Source organism: Mucilaginibacter glaciei (assembly GCF_014773245.1).
GTDB lineage: Bacteria > Bacteroidota > Bacteroidia > Sphingobacteriales > Sphingobacteriaceae > Mucilaginibacter > Mucilaginibacter glaciei.
In genome coordinates, this window is sequence record NZ_JACWMX010000001.1 from 232,649 (window position 1) to 250,223 (window position 17,575).

22 protein-coding genes are annotated in these 17,575 nt (G+C 41.9%); 11 read left to right on the plus strand and 11 right to left on the minus strand.

Features of this window, described 5'->3' with window-relative positions; genetic code table 11:
• Position 1 precedes the first annotated feature (1 nt).
• From IDJ76_RS01080 to IDJ76_RS01115, 8 genes are read right to left on the minus strand one after another with little or no spacing between them, the layout of a single operon-like run.
• Positions 2-265: a phosphopantetheine-binding protein gene (locus tag IDJ76_RS01080; protein WP_191159848.1), complete on the minus strand. Its 264-nt coding sequence runs from the start codon at positions 263-265 to the stop codon at positions 2-4.
• Positions 265-1,542 (minus strand): ABC transporter permease, encoded by a 1,278-nt coding sequence (locus IDJ76_RS01085; RefSeq protein ID WP_191159850.1) that lies wholly within the window; start codon positions 1,540-1,542, stop codon positions 265-267. The genes IDJ76_RS01080 and IDJ76_RS01085 overlap by 1 nt, the downstream gene beginning before the upstream one ends.
• Positions 1,542-2,297: an ABC transporter ATP-binding protein gene (locus tag IDJ76_RS01090; protein WP_191159852.1), complete on the minus strand. Its 756-nt coding sequence runs from the start codon at positions 2,295-2,297 to the stop codon at positions 1,542-1,544. Before IDJ76_RS01090 ends, IDJ76_RS01085 begins: the two co-directional genes overlap by 1 nt.
• Positions 2,288-3,301: a BtrH N-terminal domain-containing protein gene (locus tag IDJ76_RS01095; protein ID WP_191159854.1), complete on the minus strand. Its 1,014-nt coding sequence runs from the start codon at positions 3,299-3,301 to the stop codon at positions 2,288-2,290. Before IDJ76_RS01095 ends, IDJ76_RS01090 begins: the two co-directional genes overlap by 10 nt.
• A complete protein-coding gene (locus tag IDJ76_RS01100) occupies positions 3,291-3,698 on the minus strand; it encodes a hypothetical protein (protein ID WP_191159856.1) in 408 nt (135 codons plus the stop codon). Before IDJ76_RS01100 ends, IDJ76_RS01095 begins: the two co-directional genes overlap by 11 nt.
• A 9-nt stretch (positions 3,699-3,707) precedes the next feature.
• Positions 3,708-4,856, minus strand: coding sequence for a beta-ketoacyl-ACP synthase III (locus tag IDJ76_RS01105; protein ID WP_191159858.1), 1,149 nt, complete (start codon positions 4,854-4,856; stop codon positions 3,708-3,710).
• A 5-nt stretch (positions 4,857-4,861) separates the two neighbouring features.
• Complete coding sequence (locus IDJ76_RS01110; protein WP_191159860.1) at positions 4,862-5,764, minus strand: hypothetical protein; 903 nt, start codon at positions 5,762-5,764, stop codon at positions 4,862-4,864.
• An 11-nt stretch (positions 5,765-5,775) separates the two neighbouring features.
• Positions 5,776-6,276, minus strand: coding sequence for a hypothetical protein (locus IDJ76_RS01115; RefSeq protein ID WP_191159862.1), 501 nt, complete (start codon positions 6,274-6,276; stop codon positions 5,776-5,778).
• A gap of 247 nt (positions 6,277-6,523) precedes the next feature.
• Here IDJ76_RS01115 and IDJ76_RS01120 point away from each other — a divergent pair, with 247 nt between their 5' ends.
• The 8 genes from IDJ76_RS01120 (at position 6,524) to IDJ76_RS01155 (ending at position 13,214) form a co-directional block, all read left to right on the plus strand.
• Positions 6,524-7,321 (plus strand): SDR family oxidoreductase, encoded by a 798-nt coding sequence (locus IDJ76_RS01120; protein ID WP_191159864.1) that lies wholly within the window; start codon positions 6,524-6,526, stop codon positions 7,319-7,321.
• A gap of 20 nt (positions 7,322-7,341) precedes the next feature.
• Positions 7,342-7,803 (plus strand): 3-hydroxyacyl-ACP dehydratase FabZ family protein, encoded by a 462-nt coding sequence (locus tag IDJ76_RS01125; RefSeq protein ID WP_191159866.1) that lies wholly within the window; start codon positions 7,342-7,344, stop codon positions 7,801-7,803.
• Positions 7,800-9,068, plus strand: a complete 1,269-nt coding sequence (locus IDJ76_RS01130) for a beta-ketoacyl-[acyl-carrier-protein] synthase family protein (protein WP_191159868.1) — start codon at positions 7,800-7,802, stop codon at positions 9,066-9,068. Before IDJ76_RS01125 ends, IDJ76_RS01130 begins: the two co-directional genes overlap by 4 nt.
• A 6-nt stretch (positions 9,069-9,074) precedes the next feature.
• Positions 9,075-9,332, plus strand: coding sequence for an acyl carrier protein (locus IDJ76_RS01135; RefSeq protein WP_191159870.1), 258 nt, complete (start codon positions 9,075-9,077; stop codon positions 9,330-9,332).
• Positions 9,329-9,976, plus strand: a complete 648-nt coding sequence (locus IDJ76_RS01140; RefSeq protein ID WP_191159872.1) for a 4'-phosphopantetheinyl transferase superfamily protein — start codon at positions 9,329-9,331, stop codon at positions 9,974-9,976. The genes IDJ76_RS01135 and IDJ76_RS01140 overlap by 4 nt, the downstream gene beginning before the upstream one ends.
• A 446-nt stretch (positions 9,977-10,422) precedes the next feature.
• Positions 10,423-11,172: a sugar transferase gene (locus IDJ76_RS01145; RefSeq protein ID WP_191159874.1), complete on the plus strand. Its 750-nt coding sequence runs from the start codon at positions 10,423-10,425 to the stop codon at positions 11,170-11,172.
• 69 nt (positions 11,173-11,241) lie between these two features.
• Positions 11,242-12,114 carry a glycoside hydrolase family 25 protein gene (locus IDJ76_RS01150; RefSeq protein ID WP_191159876.1) on the plus strand — a complete coding sequence of 291 codons (873 nt, stop codon included), beginning with the start codon at positions 11,242-11,244 and terminating at the stop codon, positions 12,112-12,114.
• Positions 12,115-12,356: 242 nt separating this feature from the next.
• On the plus strand, positions 12,357-13,214 hold the full coding sequence (locus tag IDJ76_RS01155) for a sigma-70 family RNA polymerase sigma factor (RefSeq protein ID WP_191159877.1): 858 nt from the start codon (positions 12,357-12,359) through the stop codon (positions 13,212-13,214).
• Positions 13,215-13,297: 83 nt separating this feature from the next.
• On the opposite strand, the gene IDJ76_RS01160 is transcribed toward IDJ76_RS01155, so the two are convergent.
• From IDJ76_RS01160 to IDJ76_RS01170, 3 genes are all read right to left on the minus strand, one after another.
• Positions 13,298-13,627 (minus strand): hypothetical protein, encoded by a 330-nt coding sequence (locus IDJ76_RS01160; RefSeq protein WP_191159879.1) that lies wholly within the window; start codon positions 13,625-13,627, stop codon positions 13,298-13,300.
• A 305-nt stretch (positions 13,628-13,932) separates the two neighbouring features.
• Positions 13,933-14,193, minus strand: coding sequence for a hypothetical protein (locus IDJ76_RS01165; RefSeq protein ID WP_191159881.1), 261 nt, complete (start codon positions 14,191-14,193; stop codon positions 13,933-13,935).
• 69 nt (positions 14,194-14,262) lie between these two features.
• The gene (locus IDJ76_RS01170; protein ID WP_191159883.1) at positions 14,263-15,063 is read right to left on the minus strand and encodes an NIPSNAP family protein; all 801 of its coding nucleotides are present in this window, start codon (positions 15,061-15,063) and stop codon (positions 14,263-14,265) included.
• A 91-nt stretch (positions 15,064-15,154) separates the two neighbouring features.
• On the opposite strand from IDJ76_RS01170, the gene IDJ76_RS01175 reads away from it, so the two are divergent.
• From IDJ76_RS01175 to IDJ76_RS01185, 3 genes are all read left to right on the plus strand, one after another.
• Positions 15,155-15,736 (plus strand): Crp/Fnr family transcriptional regulator, encoded by a 582-nt coding sequence (locus IDJ76_RS01175; protein WP_191159885.1) that lies wholly within the window; start codon positions 15,155-15,157, stop codon positions 15,734-15,736.
• A 134-nt stretch (positions 15,737-15,870) separates the two neighbouring features.
• Complete coding sequence (locus tag IDJ76_RS01180; RefSeq protein WP_191159887.1) at positions 15,871-16,806, plus strand: ring-cleaving dioxygenase; 936 nt, start codon at positions 15,871-15,873, stop codon at positions 16,804-16,806.
• Positions 16,807-16,813: 7 nt separating this feature from the next.
• Complete coding sequence (locus IDJ76_RS01185; protein WP_191159889.1) at positions 16,814-17,437, plus strand: alpha/beta hydrolase; 624 nt, start codon at positions 16,814-16,816, stop codon at positions 17,435-17,437.
• Positions 17,438-17,575 lie beyond the last annotated feature (138 nt).

Here is a 17,575-nt window from a genome sequence, read left to right on the forward strand (position 1 = left end):
ATTACTTGACTGTGTTTGCCTGGATATAATCGGCAATGGTAGCTACATCTACCAATACTTTACGGCCTTCTCTCGGGTCTTTGATATCTATATTATACTCTTTCTTTAAAAGTACGATTAGTTCAAGCGAATCGATAGAATCCAATCCTAAACCATCGCCAAATAAGGGTTCATTATCGCTGATATCTGCGGGCGTAAGATCAGTTAAGTTTAAAAACTGGATGATCTGGCGTTTAAGTTGTTCTTTAAGTTCGGTAGTTTCCATTATATTAAGTTCTTTCTTTTTAGGCCCACATAGGTCAACACCTGGAGCAATAGGGTAATAATAAATAAAAGTAGGATATTGTTTAAAACGTCTTTAAGTTTCCCGCCTTCTAAAAAAAGTGAGTAGTAGGCCTGCAGGCACCAGTGCATGGGCGATATGTTCGCCGCCGATTTAAAAAAGCCTTGCATGGCAAAACTGGGTACCATTAAACCGCCTATGCAAGCCAATATCACAATAGATACCGCGCCAAAGCCATTAGCCTGCTCCTGTGTTTGGGCATAAACGCCTACACACATCGCGTAGCTTACGGCGCACCAGCCGCAAACAACAGTCACCAGCACCAATGCAAATACATCCGACGGTAAATTCAGAGCTGGTAAACCGACATACGGAAAAATCCAAATACCGATAGAAAATATCACAATTGCCTGTAGCATCGTTACAGCAAGGTAGGTGATCTGTTTAGATGCCATCCCAACAAGGTAATTTGTCGGCAAAGTTTTTAACCTTATAAAACTGCCACTTACTTTCTCGCGCACTACGCTGCCGCCAAGTGACATGATAATAAAAAACATAGCGAAGATCGTCCAGGCGGGTACATTATGCTGGGTTGCATTAGGAGTAGTGCGTGTGCCATCTTTCGAAACCGGGATTTCGTTAATTGCTGTTTTATTATTCAGCATTTCATTTTCCAGTTTCTCGGGGAGCTCTTTTTCATTGATAGAAAAGTACAAGCTTCGCAAAGTTTCGCGGCTCTGTACCAGTTGTAAAGCGCTACGCAAAGCCCCCTGTACAGATAGGCGGATATTTTCCTGTAAAACAGGGTTGTAGTAAACCGTTAATGGATCCACATCGCCAGCATTTTTAACACTATCACCTTCCAATCCGAAGCTTTTTAAGGCCTTGCCGGCAACGCTTTTAGATTTGGCGCTTACTTTAGCCGAGAAATTTGGAGGGATGATCACTCCTAACATCGCATCCTGCTGATGCATAGCCTCGGCAATTTTTTGTTCGCTTTGATCGCCGGTTACCTGGGTTGCTTTAAACATCCCGATCTTATCGATCGCCTTGATCAATTGCTTGCTGGCCTGCCCGGTATCACTGTTATTAATGATGATGGATAGCTTGTTTTTGTTAACCAGTTGAAAAGTGCTGTTTTGGATGCTGGTTACCACTACGACCAGGATGATCGGCATGATAAACATCAACGAGATGCCTACTTTATCGCGCAGCAGGATCCGCACGTCTTTTGCTATTGTGGCTGTTAATTTAAACATTAGTTCCTGTACTCCTTTCCGGTTAAATTCAGGAACATTTGCTCCAGGTTATCCTGATTATGCGTTTTAAGTAGGTGTTTCAAATTATCCTGGGCAATGATCTTACCGCCGTCAATCAACGCAACTTCCTCGCAAAGATCCTCGGCCTCGTTTAATTGGTGTGACGTGTAAACCAGGGTGGTGCCGCCCTTATTAAGCACTAACAGGTAATCAATAATAGCGCGGCCAGTCTGTACATCAACACCTACGGTAGGTTCATCCAAAAATAAAATCGGCGGGTTATGAATTACACCAATGGCCAGGTTAACCCTGCGTTTCATCCCGCCCGAAAATTTTTGCACCTGTTTATCACGCACATTATTCAGGCCTAAAATGGTTAGCAATTCATCTGTACGGCGTTTAACCGTTTGCTTGTCCAACCCGCTCCATGCGCCAAAAAACTCCAGGTTCTCTACCGGGCTCAACTCATGATAAAACGAAAAGTCCTGCGGGATAAAGCCGAAAAGCTTGTTAACGCTATTTTTATTTTTGCCGATGTCATGCCCCAAAAGTTTGATACTTCCTTCGTCGGCTTTTAATAAGCCTGTCATTAAACTGATCAGGGTGGTTTTACCAGCCCCATTCGGCCCAAACAAGCCAAAACGCTCGCCTTTATTTACTTTAAGGTTAAGATGAGAGAACGACACGTCGGGGTTGCCGGGGTAACGGAAACCGATGTTGTTTACATCAATAGCTAACTCAGGCGTTAATCCCATTTTATTTTTTTTAATTTTTCAAAAGCTTGCTTCTCAACAGATGCAATCGCAATGAGGTAATCGCCCATTTTATCAAAATCCTGCTGTGTGGTTAAACGGCCTTTAAAGATGCCTGCCGCCTGTACCGCTGCGGTACGCCACATATCACCAGCTTGTGTAAATGTAGCCGAAATTTCTGAAAGACCTTTGCCCGGCCAATAAGCATCTGCTTCCTGCAAAAAAGCCGCATAAATATAGCGAAAACCGCCGCCACCCGTGCCTATCTCTTCCTGCATCCTCACCAATTGTGCCAGGTAAAGGCCTGCTTTTTTTAAGCCCAGCTTATCCATCCACTTTTTAATTTTGTTGCCTGTATGGGCAATACCCGCAACCCCGGCAAAATAGCCAGGTATGCTCAGCATATTATATACGTTTTTTTTGATGCCCGCCTTGACGGCTTGCTTTATCTGTTCGTCAGTTATAGTTACGTTTGTCTTAGGAAAATAGATCTGCCCGTTGGGTGCCAAAGCGCCTTTTGCAAAACGCACCCTTTGCAATTCATAACTGCCAAGCGTAGTGGCGTCCTGCATAATGGGGTCACTGATCAGGTATTTATCCTCCTCATATCCGTATACTACCAAATTGTGGCCGTTAAAGTGAAAGCGGTATTCCTTTGGGAAATAGGGAAGGTAGTAAACACCCACCTGGCAACCCACGGCTATTCCCTTATCTAATTGCTGGCGTAAAAACGTTTCTGCACTTTCCGTAGAAAAGAAACGTTTTTTTACAATAGGGATATTTAATGATTTACAGGTACGGCTAAATATATATCCCGGTAGGGTACGGAAGGCTATTGCCGGCCCGTTATTGATCTTGATCAACGGGATATGGGCGAAAAATAAACCTGCGCCAATACCAAAGGCAAGCGGCTCGGTTATTTTACCTCCCGATGCTTTCCATAATAAATTGCTGGTTACGCCCGATTCACAATGTGCCGCCTGCCGATGCTCAAACTCAGTCTTCATGCACAGTAAGTGTTTGGAGGTCATTAACCGTTATGTTAAATGCCTCCGCGTATTTTTGTAGTTGATTAGCTGATAACTTTTTAAAAACTTCGGGTTTTAGATGACGTTTTATTTGCCATTGCCAAAATCCAGTATAATCGGCAAGCAGGCTTAAGTCCATCAAGCGGTATTCCATAAAAAAGTATACCGGGCTTGCCTCATTATTGAGCACCCGCTGTTTGGCTGCATTTATGCGTTTATCGATATCGCTCCATGCCAGGTCGAGCGCGTCTATTTTAACATTCCAGCCGCTGCTTAAACCTGTTTGGTACTTACCGTTATTATCTGTGGCATAGCAAACCTCTTTGGTTATTTTACCAAGCGCACTCAAATCCTGCGGTATCTCTTCTTTTTTCACAGCAAGTAATTAACAAACGGTAAGCATAGCATACATGTACGAGAAACGGGCGCTCTCGGGTACAAGCAATAAAATCTTTTCGCCTTTTTTTAGCCGGCCGCTTTTAAATAGTTCGTCTATCATCAGGTAGACCGATGCTGCGCCCACATTCCCTACGGTGTAAAGATTGATAAACCATTTTTCGTACGGGATACCGCCGCCATACTCCTGTATCATATCATAGATCTTACTCTTAAAAAAATTACTGGAGATGTGCGGTAAAAAGTAATCGATGTCGTCAACGGTCAATCCTTTTTTCTCGAAGATCTCCTTGATCTTTTTGCCCCCTAACGGCACAATGTTATCGCTCAGTAAAGAAATGTCCTGTTTAACGCTAAAGATAGATTTGGTCATGATCTCCTCCGGGGTGTAATCCATAAACCCTTTCAAAGTACCGTCAGGTTGCTTTTCGCCACCCATGTACATGCACGTGTCCATTTCGTTTGCATAAGATACACCCTCGATCCAGTCGAGGCTTAGCGACAAGCCTTTTTCATTTGGCTTATCACTCAATAAAAATGCGGAAGCACCATCAGACAGCATCCAACGCAAAAAGTCTTTAGAAAAAGCGATGTATGGGTTCTCTTCCATGGCCTTTAGGTTTTGGGCTTCCTCTTCAAAAACCTCCGAAACCAATAAGCCCGAAAAGCGTTCAGAACCCGTAGCCACTGCTGTTTTAACCTCGCCGGATTTAATGGCCAGATAAGCATACTTTAAGGCGTGCATACCAGCGCAGCATACGCCAGATGGTGATACTACCTCAATACCACCGGCCTCGGGCAGCCAGCCATGCGTCATTACGCCGTGGCTGGGCATCATTTGGTCGGGCGACGAGGTGCCGCATGAAAGCAACTCTATTTCTTTTAAACGCTCTGTATCATTATCAAATAACTCCCTTACTGCAAGGGCCGTCATCTGGGCATTGGTATGGGTAGATTTATGGTTTTTATCAAGTGCGTAATACCTGTTGGTTATGCCATTGTTACGGAGTACTATTTTTTTTGATTTTGACGGTTTGTTATCAATGTAACCTAAGTATTGCTCCATCTCGTCGTTTGAAACCGGTTCATTGGGGAAATAGGCAGCAGTATGGTTGATATAAACTTTTGTATCTGACATGTATATTAGGTAGTTACTTGTAAATAGGTTAATTTTTTTCTTTCGATTCTTTTGGATGAAAATGGTTTTAGCAATATCGCATCTAAAAATATCAGGATGGGCGCCCCTAAAAATAATGCAATTAATAAATAATATTTAAAAACGCTTAGCCAGGGCACCTGGTTCTTACGTTTAGAGATCACTTTAGCCCAAACAGCAAAAATGGGTTTGGCCCTTGCTTCGGTAAACATGAGGGTATAATTAATTTCTACCGCTTTCTGTTTGATCAATTCATCCTGCAGGTTGGTCCAATCGCCCAGGGCAAGGTATTTACTAACGGTTTTACCAAAGGTTTCTGTATTTTGGATATCCTTTTCATCAACGCCTGGCTTAGGGAAGATATTCAGATACCTTTCTTTTTTACCCGATAGCATCCAGTAAAAAATAGTGATAAAGCTAACCACGTTGGGGTGCCTGTCTACCAGGGCAACATTGCCAACCAATTTGCCGCCGGCGTCATGCAGCATTTTTTTGACCCTGACAAAAGCATTCAGCCACATGTTGCGGGCAGCACTTATAGTTATTACCGGCGTATCTTTTAAAATGGCCTTAAATTGCTCGCTTTGCAATAAAGAACTGCTGGGGATGCTGGGCGATAAAAACCAGGGCTGCCATCCTAAAATGATCAGATCGTACTTTTCTTCTTTGAGCTCAAGCGGCTTAAAGGGGCGGGGCACACTTAAAACGCAATCTGGCATTACAGAAAAAAAGCGTTCGCCCGTCCACGGGAAGTCGTAGTTCTCCACTGGTTTCAGGATAACTATTTCTACAGATGCACCAGCGGCGGCAACAGGTGCCGTAAATGCATTCATAATCTCGGTCATCTGGCCGGATTGAGTGTAGTAAATAGCTAAGATCTTTTTATTCATCGGGCGCAAATCTATAAATCTTCGGCATGCAATACCTTCGATTTTTTACAGTACTCCATAATCGCATGCTGAACGGTCTGGGGCTGCGACTTGAAATTCTTTTGGATAAAAAGTTTATCCTTTTCAATATCAGCCTTGTATTTAACTATTTTTGGCGCGTTCTCTTCAATGGCCAGGCGCAAAAACCTGAATTCGGTATTGTCGGCATCGGCAATAATTGCAGTTTCTAATTTAATCCGGCCTTCTTTGAAAAAGCCGAGCTTCTTTTTGGGTCCGTGTACCAAACCTGCCTTTCTCATCAATAAAGCACCCTCGTAACCATCTTTATTCGCCAGCGACGAGGCCTTTACCATTTCTAACTCACTTTCTATCTTGGGCAGGTCGCCCTGCGACATGGTGGCATAAAATTCGGTTTTATCAAATTTTTGCTGCGCATAGTTAACGTTAAAAAAGCCGGCTGTTAAAATAAAAACAACCGTGAGCAAGTATTTAATGGATGATGTGTTTTTCATGGCGATCAAACTTAATTAATATATTTTGAGCAACAATTTTATTTTTCAGGCGCATTTTTATCAGTATTAAATATTGACTTACGTGGAACAAAATAGCATCTTATTTGTACAAAGTGTTCAATTGTTGCCGTAAAGTTCATATACTTTTGCTTAATTTGGGGTTGCAATAATTAACAGGCCACCAGTAAAATTAAACTTAAAGTATAGTAAGGACAGGCTAAAGCAAAAAAGGTTTAAAAATGCTTGGATGGATGTAAATTTACAATTTAAAGGTTTGTGGGCAGTAGTGTTGGGCGGATCCAGTGGATTTGGTTTCGCTTCCGTTCAAAAACTGGCAAGCCACGGTATGAATATAGCTTTGCTATACCGCGAAATGTCGGGTGCTGAAAAGGTGTTATTGAATACGCTTTCAACCATCGCTGCTCAAAACAACGTCCAAATTTTACCCTACAATATTAATGCGCTTGACCAGTCAGGGCGGGACATATTTATTGAGAAATTTTCGTCTATTGCCCAAAGTGGTTCGGTGAAATTGCTTATGCACAGCATTGCTCGGGGTAATTTAAAACCCCTTGCCGCATTAAATACCTCTGAATTATCTGCAGAAGATATCCAGCTAACCAGTTACGCCATGGCCAACAGCCTGCTTGATTGGACCAGGCTTTTATTAAAACATAAATTATTCCATACCGACAGCCGTATAATTGGTTTAACCAGTGAGGGTGCTCATAAATACTGGGATAGTTATGCAGCTATCGCCATTGCAAAGGCATCGTTAGAAAGCCTGGCAAAATATATGGCGGTGGAGTTTAGCCCAGTTGGTTTAAAAACCAATATAATTCAAGCCGGCGTAACCGAAACACCAGCCCTTAAAATGATACCCGGCAGCGAAAAATTGATAGAGAACGGGATCAAAAGAAACCCAATGGGCAGGATGACCAAGCCTAAAGATGTGGCTAATGTTGTTTATCTGCTATGTACCGATGAGGCTTTTTGGATAAATGGCTCGCTGATACATGTTGATGGCGGGGAGCATTGCAAATAATTTATACTTAAAAAGTACACATGACCAATCATATATTAAACCATCTCCCATATAAATCGTCTTTCCGTTTTGTAGATCACATTGCATCGCTGAGCGAAGACGGGGTGAAAGGGGAATATACTTTAAAGCCAGATTCGTTTTTTTATGAGGATCATTTTGAAAATAACCCGGTTACGCCGGGAGTGATTATTACAGAAATTATGGCCCAAATTGGTTTAGTAGTATTAGGTATGTTTTTAATGCTGAAGGAAACCGACCATTTGCCGGAAGAAGAAGGTACAATGTACCCATTGCTTACCTCAACCGATGTATCATTTTATAAAATGGTATTGCCGGGGCAAAAAGTTACAGTGATTTCTAAAAAGGAATACTTCAGGTTTGGTAAATTGAAGTGCTATGTAGAAATGCTGGATAGCGATAATGAATTGGTAGCCAGGGGCATGTTTTCGGGTATTATAAAAAAAATAGCGATCAAAAAATGAGCAATCGTGTAGTTGTTACCGGCTTAGGGGTTGTATCGCCAAACGGGGTGGGTATAAGCGCCTTTTTAGATGCGATACAAAAAGGTGTATCGGGCATAAAATTTATTCCGCACTACAGAGATTTGAACTTTAGTTGCCAGGTAGCCGGCATGCCCGCCTTTGAATGGGAAAGCCTCAAAAACTATATATCAGAAGTCACTTTCCACGGGTTGAAGGGTACAAACATAGGTTACGGACTGGCTGCCGCTATGGATGCCTGGAAAGACTCTGGAATGGCCTACGATACCGACGAACCCCGCTGGGAAACCGGTTGTGTTTTTGGTAATAGTATTGCAGATACCGAGGCCATGAAAAACGTAATTAGCAAGGTAGACAATAAAGAAGCCCGCAAGTTGGGGTCGCGCGTGGTAGAACAGGCCATGAACAGTGGCGTAACATCTTACATATCGGGCAGGCTGGGGTTGGGTAATAAAGTCATAACCAATTCGGCAGCTTGCGCTACTGGTACGCAGGCCATTTTAATGGGCTATGAATACATTAAGCACGGCTACGCCAAACGGATGCTGGTAGGCAGTGCAGAGCATGTAGATACCTATGTGTTTGGTGCATTTGACAGCATGCGGGTGCTATCCCGCAAGTTTAATGATGAGCCCGAAAGAGCGTCAAGGCCATTGAGCATTACTGCAGGCGGCTTTGTGCCAGGATCAGGAGCAGGAGCTTTGGTGTTGGAAGACTTGGATTTTGCCTTAGCACGCAATGCCCATATTTATGCTGAGGTACTGGGCGGATCGAGCAACTCGGGCGGGCAAAGGCAGGGCGGCACCATGACGGCCGCCAACTCTACCGGGGTAAAAAGATGTGTGAACGAGGCAATGGAACGCGCCGGGATAACCGGTAACGATATTGATCTGGTAAGCGGCCATTTAACCGCGACAAACGCCGACAGGCAAGAAATTGTAAACTGGACAGAGGCATTGGGCAGGGCGGGAGACGATTTCCCATTAACCAACTCTTTAAAATCAATGATAGGGCACTCGTTAAGCGCGGCAGGTTCAATAGAAACGGTAGCTTCGATATTGCAAATTGTACATGGGTTTGTTCATCCTAACATTAATCTGGAGGATCCGAATCCCGAAATTGCCGATTTGATAAATTTAGAACGGTTACCCGTAAAAATGATAAAAAAAGAAGTTAACATTGTAGCAAAAGCAAATTTTGGTTTTGGAGATGTAAACTCCTGTTTAATACTAAGTAAATACAAGTAATATAAAATGACGAGAGAAGAAATATTAGCTGAACTTAAAAAGGTTATTGCACCTTATACAACAAATAAAGAAATGCTGGCAGGTATTGATGAACGTACCGACCTGATCAAAGATCTGAAAATAAATTCGGCCAATTTGGTTGATATTATAATTGATGCCGAGGCTAAGTATGATATCGAAATCGATTACGACTCGGCCGATAAGATGGTTAATGTGGGCAACTGTATTGATGTGATAAGCGAAAAGCTTACAGAAAAAAAATGATAAGCGCCGGCAATGATATTGTATCTTTTGCTGAAATCAACCCTGTTAGAACAACACAGCCGGCCTTTTATAAAAAATTCCTAACCGATATTGAGGTAAGCCAATATCAAAAGCTACCGGGCAAATTAATTTCATTTGAACACTATGTTTGGCTGCTTTGGTCGGCAAAGGAAGCATCGTTTAAACATCTGCAAAGGTTTCATCCCCCGTTAGTTTTTTCTCCCTTAAAGTTTGTGGTTACCGTTGACCGCGCTCAAAAAGTTGACACCCTACTTGATCCCGATGACATCCAACCCGATACCGAATACATCTGCTACGGGCAGATAATTGCAGCAGGGGCCGAATTATCTTTCGAATCATTCCTTTGCTCCGAATATGTGCACACGGTTATTTGTGATTCAATGGCCGCCGGGAAAAGTCATCAGGGTGTCAGACGTATTGCAGATCCTTCGCCACAACATCAGTCGGAAAAGGTTAGGGAATTTTGCTTAGAAAAATTGAGCCGGGTCAAATTTGAAGGTAAGTTTGATTTCATAAAATCTGAACACGGCGTACCGTCAATAAGTGATGTTCAATCCGGGCTTACCTATCCGGTTTCATTTTCACACCATGGGCAATTTGTTGCATACTCGTTTAAAATGTAAACGGTTGTATTTTTACCGCCACATCCTCATTATGCAAAAAATACAGGTTATGTTTAAGTGGTATTTAGCGATCTATCTTGTTTAAGGGGTGCACCAGATATGGCTTTAATCATTTATTCACAACGCATAAGAATACTTATGAAAATATGGGTATTTTGTTATTTAAATTAAATGGTGATTGTGACCCATTAAGAGGAATATTACTGTAAAGACCGTTTATTTTATGGCAAAGTATTTTAATATTCTTTGTCCCCATTTTGTCCCTTCGAATATTGCAGAAGCTATATTGCTGAATATTTGTACTTTAGAAATATGAAACCATTTGCTAATTAGCTATTAACGCCACATTTTTTCACCCTTAGATATTGTGGCATGAGTTTAGACAAATATTAATCATGATATTTGGGCAACTAAATGTTATAAGATTTCGTAGGTAAATATATAATATGGGTAACAACTATTACAGCAACGATAATTTATTTGATATTAGCAACGTAAGCAATCAATCTTACATAGATAGTATTGGGCAAAATTCTACTGCCAAATGGATCAGGAAAAATAAGATAACCGTAGATCCTTTAATTTCTTCTCCTCTTTTTAAGAAAAGGTTTAAATTTTTAAAACGTACGGTAGATGTACTTGCTTCATTAACAGTTATCATCTTTATACTCTTGTGGTTACTTCCAATCCTTGCATTATTAGTTGTTTTAGATTCAAAGGGGCCGGTATTTTTCGTTCAAAAACGTAATAAACAAGGTTCAAAATTATTTCACTGCATTAAGATCCGTACTATGGTCATCAATGATGAATCTGATAAAGTTGCAGCGGTTGTTAACGATTTGCGTATAACACGTTTAGGCAGGTTTTTAAGGATAAGCCATATTGACGAACTGCCCCAGTTCTTTAACGTCTTAATCGGCGATATGTCTATGGTAGGCCCAAGGCCACATATGTTGGTAGAGAATGTGAGATTTAATGAAATGTTTAGTTATTATAACGACAGGCATTACGTAAAACCCGGCATTACGGGTTTAGCGCAATCGTACGGTTTTCACGGCGCTATAAATGATTTGAATATTATCGACAAAAAGACTGAATTTGATATTTACTACATCAAAAATTGGTCGGTTATGATGGATATAAAGATTGTAGCGCGGACAGTACTCAACACCCTTAAAAAGATAGCAGGAAGATAAAAACGTTTATATAGATAATAATAAAACCGGTGTAGCCTAAAGGTTGCCCCGGTTTTTTAACTTTGTTCCGTGCCTGCTCCAAAAAAATCACCATCGGGAATAAAAAAAGCTATAAGAAAGCGGTCGGTAGCCAGCAGGAAAAAACCAGCTAAGAATACCCTTTGGTGGAAGGTGGTTTTAGCCGGTATACTGCTCGTAATATTGTCGCCATTTTATTATGGCTACGTGCTTAAAACCTTTTCCTCAACCTGGCGATGGATAATGGATGCCGGCGAAAATCCGCATTACCGCACCTACAAAAGTTTTGGGATCCGTATCCCATCCGGATATAAAAAACACGGTATCGACGTTTCATACGCGCAGGGTAAAATTGACTGGAAAAAAGTTGCCGCGATGGAAGAGGACAGCGTGCGTATCAGCTTTGCATTTATAAAGGCAACCGAAGGGTTGTTAAAGGTAGACCCATACTTTAAGCGTAATTGGCGCGAAGCGCCCAAGGCCGGTATTGTATGTGGTGCCTACCATTTTTTACGCCCCGCAAAAAGCGGGGCATGGCAGGCGCGGTTTTTTCTGCAAAATGTAAAGATGGAAAGTGGCGACTTACCCGCGGTAGTAGACATTGAAAGATTGGACGGTACAGCACCGGCTGCAATGCGTAAAGAGCTGATGGCTTTCCTGAAAACTGTTTCGGCTAAAACCGGGGTTAAGCCTATAATTTATACAGGTATCAGCTTTTATAACGATTATTTATCAGGCTATTTTGACGATTATCCGCTTTGGATTGCGCATTATTACCAACCAAGCTTACAAATTGACGGTAATGGGCGACTTAACTTTTGGCAACATTCAGATATTGGGAAGGTAAACGGAATAGCACATGTAGTTGATTTTGATGTCTTTAAAGGAGACAGTACAACGTTTCAAAACCTGTTGGTGCGTTAACAATAAATATAAATAATTTACAAAGCAACTACATTTCTTTTCTTATTTTTGTGCATCAATAAAAACAACATATTACGCGTAGTTATTTTAGCTAAACAGTTAAAACATAATCCGTACATAACGCTTTCAAATAAAGCATCTTTTATTAATACGCAGTTTTTACCAGGCCTTATTTAACACGCATACTTTTTTGTCCAATTAATTGTTTTTAATTGGCAGCGAGCTTAATTTTTTTCATATACATGAGACAACTAAAAATATCCCAATCCATTACCAACCGCGAATCACAATCGTTAGATAAATATTTAACCGAGATAGGGAAGGTAGACCTGATCACAGCACAGGAAGAGGTTATCCTGGCGCAAAAGATACGTGAAGGGGATCAGGCTGCATTGGAACGTTTAACAAAAACTAACCTACGTTTTGTGGTTTCGGTTGCTAAACAGTACCAAAACCAAGGTCTTACCCTTGGCGATTTGATCAATGAAGGCAACCTCGGGCTGATCAAAGCAGCTAAACGTTTTGATGAAACCAAAGGATTTAAATTCATTTCGTATGCTGTTTGGTGGATTCGCCAGTCTATACTTTCTGCCGTTGCAGAGCAATCACGTATTGTACGTTTACCGCTTAACCAAATAGGTTCATTAAGTAAAATACATAAGGCTGCATCAAAGTTGGAGCAAATGTATGAGCGCCAGCCTACTCCGGAGGAGTTAGCCGAAGATCTGGAAACTACTACAGATAAAATTGCCGACTCGTTATCAAACGCGGGCCGCCAGGTTTCTGTTGATGCGCCATTTATTACCGGCGAAGAGAATACTTTGTTAGATGTACTCCAAAGCAGCGATGCCGGTACGGATAACGACCTGATGATCGATTCACTTACCCAGGAGATCAAACGCTCGTTAGGTATTTTAGCCGAGCGCGACCGCGAGGTTATCGTATTGTTTTTTGGTTTAAATAACAATGCAGCACACTCTTTAGAAGAGATAGGCGAAAAATATAGCCTGACACGTGAGCGTGTACGCCAGATAAAAGATAAGGCTTTGATGCGTTTACGCCAAAATTCAAGAGCTAATCTTTTACAATCGTATTTGTAAAAAAAGGTATAGAAAAAGATTTAATTATCTTTACAACCTCTAAATATATTTAAAAGCCACCGGTAAACGTTGGCTTTTTTTTATTATTCGGCCTGGTCATCTTTCGCCAGGTATTTATAGTGGAGTTGTTTTAAAGTATCTTCAGATTCCTTATCTGTTGAGTAACCGTAGCCCGTTACCAAAATCCCCTTTTGCCCTGCAGGCGATGCCAGTGCATAAACGGTAGCTTCATCTGCCGGGTCTGACGGGCCTTCGTAACGGTACTGATCAACAATATCAAAATCTGACGCCGGGTAGGCCAGTTGTCCCACCTTCAATTGGTTTTCTGAAAGGTTAAAATCTAAATTGAAGCCCTGTTCTTTCAACTTATTAATAGCTTCGGTAACGGTTGCGTAATGGAATTTTTGTTTCATGATAGATTTTGGTTAAAGACTAATAACGTAGTTACGCACAGTATTGTTTCCTAAAATTGCAAGCTGTCCTGTTGAATTGACATAGCCTTACGGAGAACGCTTTTTTGTTTAAATTTGACTTGTAGTTAAAGCATTATGCAGGAAAAAAAGAGTCGACCAGGATTAGACGAGGCAGAAATTGCGCATTTGAAAGAGGGACTAAAACGCACCTACACCGAACGGTTTTTAATGTGCACCCGCCTGTACAAAATACAGCAAACTATGCAAAGGGCTACGATTACGCATAAACCATTTATAACCAATAACTATTCAAATTCTTCATCTTCTTCCTCATCCTCTTCTTCAGGTACGTAGGCGGTAATAGCTTGCCCTATTTTGTCAACTTCAGGGTCGTTATCAAACATGGGCGTTTCAGTTTCAGGGTTCAACTTCAACCAAACATTGTCCGTGTCTTTTTCTATTTTTCCGAATTCCACTCCGGCCTTAAAAATGGTATAAACGTTTTCTTCTTCAGGGAACACAGAGTAAACTACTCCATTTACCAATATGTCAAATGGGTCTTGCATGATTTTAGATGTATTGTAAAACGGCGCAATTTACCGATTTTACATAATCCTGCAGCAAATCCCCGGCAATTATATTTGCGAATAGGCTGTCGGTATTAACAGCGTTGATGTTATCTTGTTCACCAATAAAGCATCTGAATAAGCCGGTACGGTGCTGATCTTTTTCCATTGTGCATCGCCAACAAAGGCCTTCCAATGGGCGTCCTTAGCGGCCAAGTCATCAAATGTTATCATGTAAGTAAGGTTTGGGCGCAGCGGGCCAATGATAGTTTCGCCCCAAAAAACGGGTTTGAAGCCTAGGCGTTTAAAAATGTCTATCTCTCCCTGGTCATTAAACATCTCAATCTTCTTTTTACCCGCGGCTTCGCTGGCGCTTTGGTATTGGCGCAATTCAAAGATTCGGTCTTTCTTTTCGGGAGTAGCTAATATTGGGCTATGCTTAAAGGCTTTCATTAACGAACTTTCTATCCGCTCATAAGCAGGGGCAGATACAGGCGCGTTTAGATAAGCGGCGGCATCTTTTTGGTACAGCGCGTCTGCTTCCAGTTTGCCTGCTATATGGTCTACCTGGTCAAGACTGGTGTAAGTTATCAACGTGTACATGCGTGTTTGTCCCTCGGGCTTCATCTCGGTAAACACACCTATGTTTTTTAGCCCGGCACGGTTAAGTGCCGGTATAGCAGCATTGTTTAAATAATCCTCAACAAGTTTTTGCTGGATATCATTTTTTAAGCTGTAAACCTTTAGCTCATAATAGTCGGTGTGGGTGGGTGCTGATATATTTGTTGGCATAGCATTAGTAATGGCCGGTATGATAGCGACGGCGGCGCTTCCTATAATTGATGATCTTACAAATGAACGTCTTTTCATTATCTTAGTTTTAATTGGATAGCTAATATAGTAATTGGCCGGTACTTATTTTTACAGCATCAAATTTATATAATTGTACTAACAATCGCCTATGGACACGTCTCTGTTACTTTCTAACATCGCCAAGTATGTTTCGCTTAGTGCCGATGAAGTTGACCGGCTTACCGATGCCCTGCATTTTAAAAAGGTAAGGCGTAAACAATTTGTGCTGGAGCAAAGCGAAGTTGATAATCGCATATTTTTTGTAACGGCAGGCTGCCTGCGTAGTTATGCGATAGATAGTAACGGTACCGAGCATATTTTACAATTTGCCCCGTCAGGCTGGTGGATTGCAGATATGCTCAGTTTTGTAAAAGGCTCCCCCGCCCGGTTAAGCATTGACGCGATTGAAGATAGCGAGTACATTTATTTTAACAAGCCCGATTTTGAAGGTTTGAATTCTGCTATCCCCAAATTTGAGCGCTTTAACCGACTGATTGGGCAAAATGCGATAGCCAGTTACCAGCATAGGCAAATAGATAATATCACCCTTAATGCAAGCGAACGGTACAGTACATTTTGCAAGCTTTATCCGTCGCTGATCAAAACCCTTCCACAAAAACAAGTAGCCTCATACATTGGCGTTACCCCCGAGTTTTTAAGTAAGATGCTGAACAATACCATTATTAAATAAAACTAAGTTATCTCGCAAGATAGCACTTGAGCGTTTTATCTTAATCTAAATTAAGTTTCATTGTTAACCTACATTATTGGGCGGCATAGCTTTACAAGCTACCTTTGAAGTATCAAAACAAAAGGAAACACACAATGGAAACTACTGTAAACGGAATACATCATATCACTGCAATAGCAGGGAAGGCCAAACGCAACTACGATTTTTACACGAAGATATTAGGCCAGCGTATGGTTAAAAAGACCGTTAATTTTGACGACCCCGAAACCTATCACTTATATTATGGCGACCGGGAAGGCACGCCCGGCACTATCCTTACTTTCTTTCCATGGGGCAATATTGGTGCGGGCCGCAGAGGGGCAAGGCAGGCAACAGAGATCGGTTATTCGGTGCCCGAAAATAGCTTTGATTTCTGGATAGACAGGTTCGAAAAACATAATATTACTTACAACAAGGTTTCTGAAAAGTTCGGCGAGAAATACCTGACCGTTTTAGACCCCGATGGCTTGAAGCTGGAATTGATTGCCGGGAAAGCGACAGATACGCGTCTGCCCTGGGAAACAGAAGAAATTAAAGCGGAGAATGCTACTAAAGGCTTTTATAACGTAACCATTACCACCAATAAAATGCAGCCCACGGCAGATATCCTGACAAATGTATTTGGCTACCGTTTGTTAGAGCAGCATGTGAACCGTTACCGCTTTATAACTGATGCTGTAGACGGCGCAAACATTGTAGACCTGGTTGAAGTTGCGGGCGAAGTTGCCGGGCATGTAGCAGGCGGCTCTGTACACCATGTGGCTTTCCGGGTGAAGAATGAGGAAGTACTGATGCAGTACCGCGATAAAATAACTGCATTGGGTTTGCACATTACCGATAAAATTGACCGCAACTATTTTTACTCATTATACTTCCGCGAACCGGGTGGTGTATTGTTTGAACTGGCAACCGATAACCCGGGCTTTAGCGTAGATGAGCCGGTTGAAACATTAGGCGAGCACCTAAAATTACCTGCGCAGTACGAACAGTACCGTAGCAGTTTAGAAAAGACCTTACCTGCCTTAAGTTAATAAACAAATGTATAAACATAGCAAACAGATAATCACTGGCGGCCACCCCGCTGCCAGTGCAAATGCCGCCCTCATCATGATCCACGGTAGAGGGGCTTCGGCTGAAGATATTATGCGGATAGCCGCTCACTTAAACGTAAAGGATATGGCGCTATACGCGCCGCAGGCTACCAACAACAGCTGGTATCCTTATAGCTTTATGAGCCCGGTGGCGGATAACGAACCGGCGTTAACTTCAACTTTAGAGTTGATTGGCCAGACGGTTGAGAAGGCGGTAACAGATGGTTTTGGTGCAGATAACATCTACTTTATGGGGTTTTCGCAGGGGGCGTGTTTAACGCTTGAATACATTGCCCGTAACGCCAAACGCTTTGGCGGTGCTGTTGCCTTTACAGGTGGCCTGATAGGTCAGGAGCTTGATATAACCAATTATAGCGGCGATTTTGCCGGCACGCCTGTATTGATCACCACCGGCGACCCCGATCCGCATGTACCCGTTAGCAGGGTGGAGGAAAGTGTTGAGCAATTAATTAAAATGAATGCAAAAGTGACTTTTAAAATATATAAAGAACGGCCGCATACTGTTAGCTTTGAGGAGCTGAAATTGGCCGACCAAACTATATTTATATGAAAAAGCTAATAGATTACCTGCTGGCATTTTATACTTCGTTACAGTTTAAAAAGGTGAAGCAATAATAACTGTATCAACGCGGGCTTAAGCAATTAGGCCCGTTTTTGTTTATAGATTGATAGCTTGACTTAAAGGTAA

Excerpts from the sequence above, each read along its gene's own strand:
- IDJ76_RS01115 (WP_191159862.1), bottom strand. The coding sequence starts at position 6,276 with ATGAAAAACACATCATCCATTAAATACTTGCTCACGGTTGTTTTTATT.
- IDJ76_RS01120 (WP_191159864.1), top strand. The coding sequence starts at position 6,524 with ATGGATGTAAATTTACAATTTAAAGGTTTGTGGGCAGTAGTGTTGGGC.
- IDJ76_RS01160 (WP_191159879.1), bottom strand. The coding sequence starts at position 13,627 with ATGAAACAAAAATTCCATTACGCAACCGTTACCGAAGCTATTAATAAG.
- IDJ76_RS01125 (WP_191159866.1), top strand. The coding sequence starts at position 7,342 with ATGACCAATCATATATTAAACCATCTCCCATATAAATCGTCTTTCCGT.
- IDJ76_RS01130 (WP_191159868.1), top strand. The coding sequence starts at position 7,800 with ATGAGCAATCGTGTAGTTGTTACCGGCTTAGGGGTTGTATCGCCAAAC.
- IDJ76_RS01140 (WP_191159872.1), top strand. The coding sequence starts at position 9,329 with ATGATAAGCGCCGGCAATGATATTGTATCTTTTGCTGAAATCAACCCT.
- IDJ76_RS01165 (WP_191159881.1), bottom strand. The coding sequence starts at position 14,193 with ATGCAAGACCCATTTGACATATTGGTAAATGGAGTAGTTTACTCTGTG.
- IDJ76_RS01105 (WP_191159858.1), bottom strand. The coding sequence starts at position 4,856 with ATGTCAGATACAAAAGTTTATATCAACCATACTGCTGCCTATTTCCCC.
- IDJ76_RS01180 (WP_191159887.1), top strand. The coding sequence starts at position 15,871 with ATGGAAACTACTGTAAACGGAATACATCATATCACTGCAATAGCAGGG.
- IDJ76_RS01085 (WP_191159850.1), bottom strand. The coding sequence starts at position 1,542 with ATGTTTAAATTAACAGCCACAATAGCAAAAGACGTGCGGATCCTGCTG.
- IDJ76_RS01110 (WP_191159860.1), bottom strand. The coding sequence starts at position 5,764 with ATGAATAAAAAGATCTTAGCTATTTACTACACTCAATCCGGCCAGATG.
- IDJ76_RS01175 (WP_191159885.1), top strand. The coding sequence starts at position 15,155 with ATGGACACGTCTCTGTTACTTTCTAACATCGCCAAGTATGTTTCGCTT.
- IDJ76_RS01185 (WP_191159889.1), top strand. The coding sequence starts at position 16,814 with ATGTATAAACATAGCAAACAGATAATCACTGGCGGCCACCCCGCTGCC.
- IDJ76_RS01135 (WP_191159870.1), top strand. The coding sequence starts at position 9,075 with ATGACGAGAGAAGAAATATTAGCTGAACTTAAAAAGGTTATTGCACCT.
- IDJ76_RS01095 (WP_191159854.1), bottom strand. The coding sequence starts at position 3,301 with ATGAAGACTGAGTTTGAGCATCGGCAGGCGGCACATTGTGAATCGGGC.
- IDJ76_RS01145 (WP_191159874.1), top strand. The coding sequence starts at position 10,423 with ATGGGTAACAACTATTACAGCAACGATAATTTATTTGATATTAGCAAC.
- IDJ76_RS01090 (WP_191159852.1), bottom strand. The coding sequence starts at position 2,297 with ATGGGATTAACGCCTGAGTTAGCTATTGATGTAAACAACATCGGTTTC.
- IDJ76_RS01080 (WP_191159848.1), bottom strand. The coding sequence starts at position 265 with ATGGAAACTACCGAACTTAAAGAACAACTTAAACGCCAGATCATCCAG.
- IDJ76_RS01170 (WP_191159883.1), bottom strand. The coding sequence starts at position 15,063 with ATGAAAAGACGTTCATTTGTAAGATCATCAATTATAGGAAGCGCCGCC.
- IDJ76_RS01155 (WP_191159877.1), top strand. The coding sequence starts at position 12,357 with ATGAGACAACTAAAAATATCCCAATCCATTACCAACCGCGAATCACAA.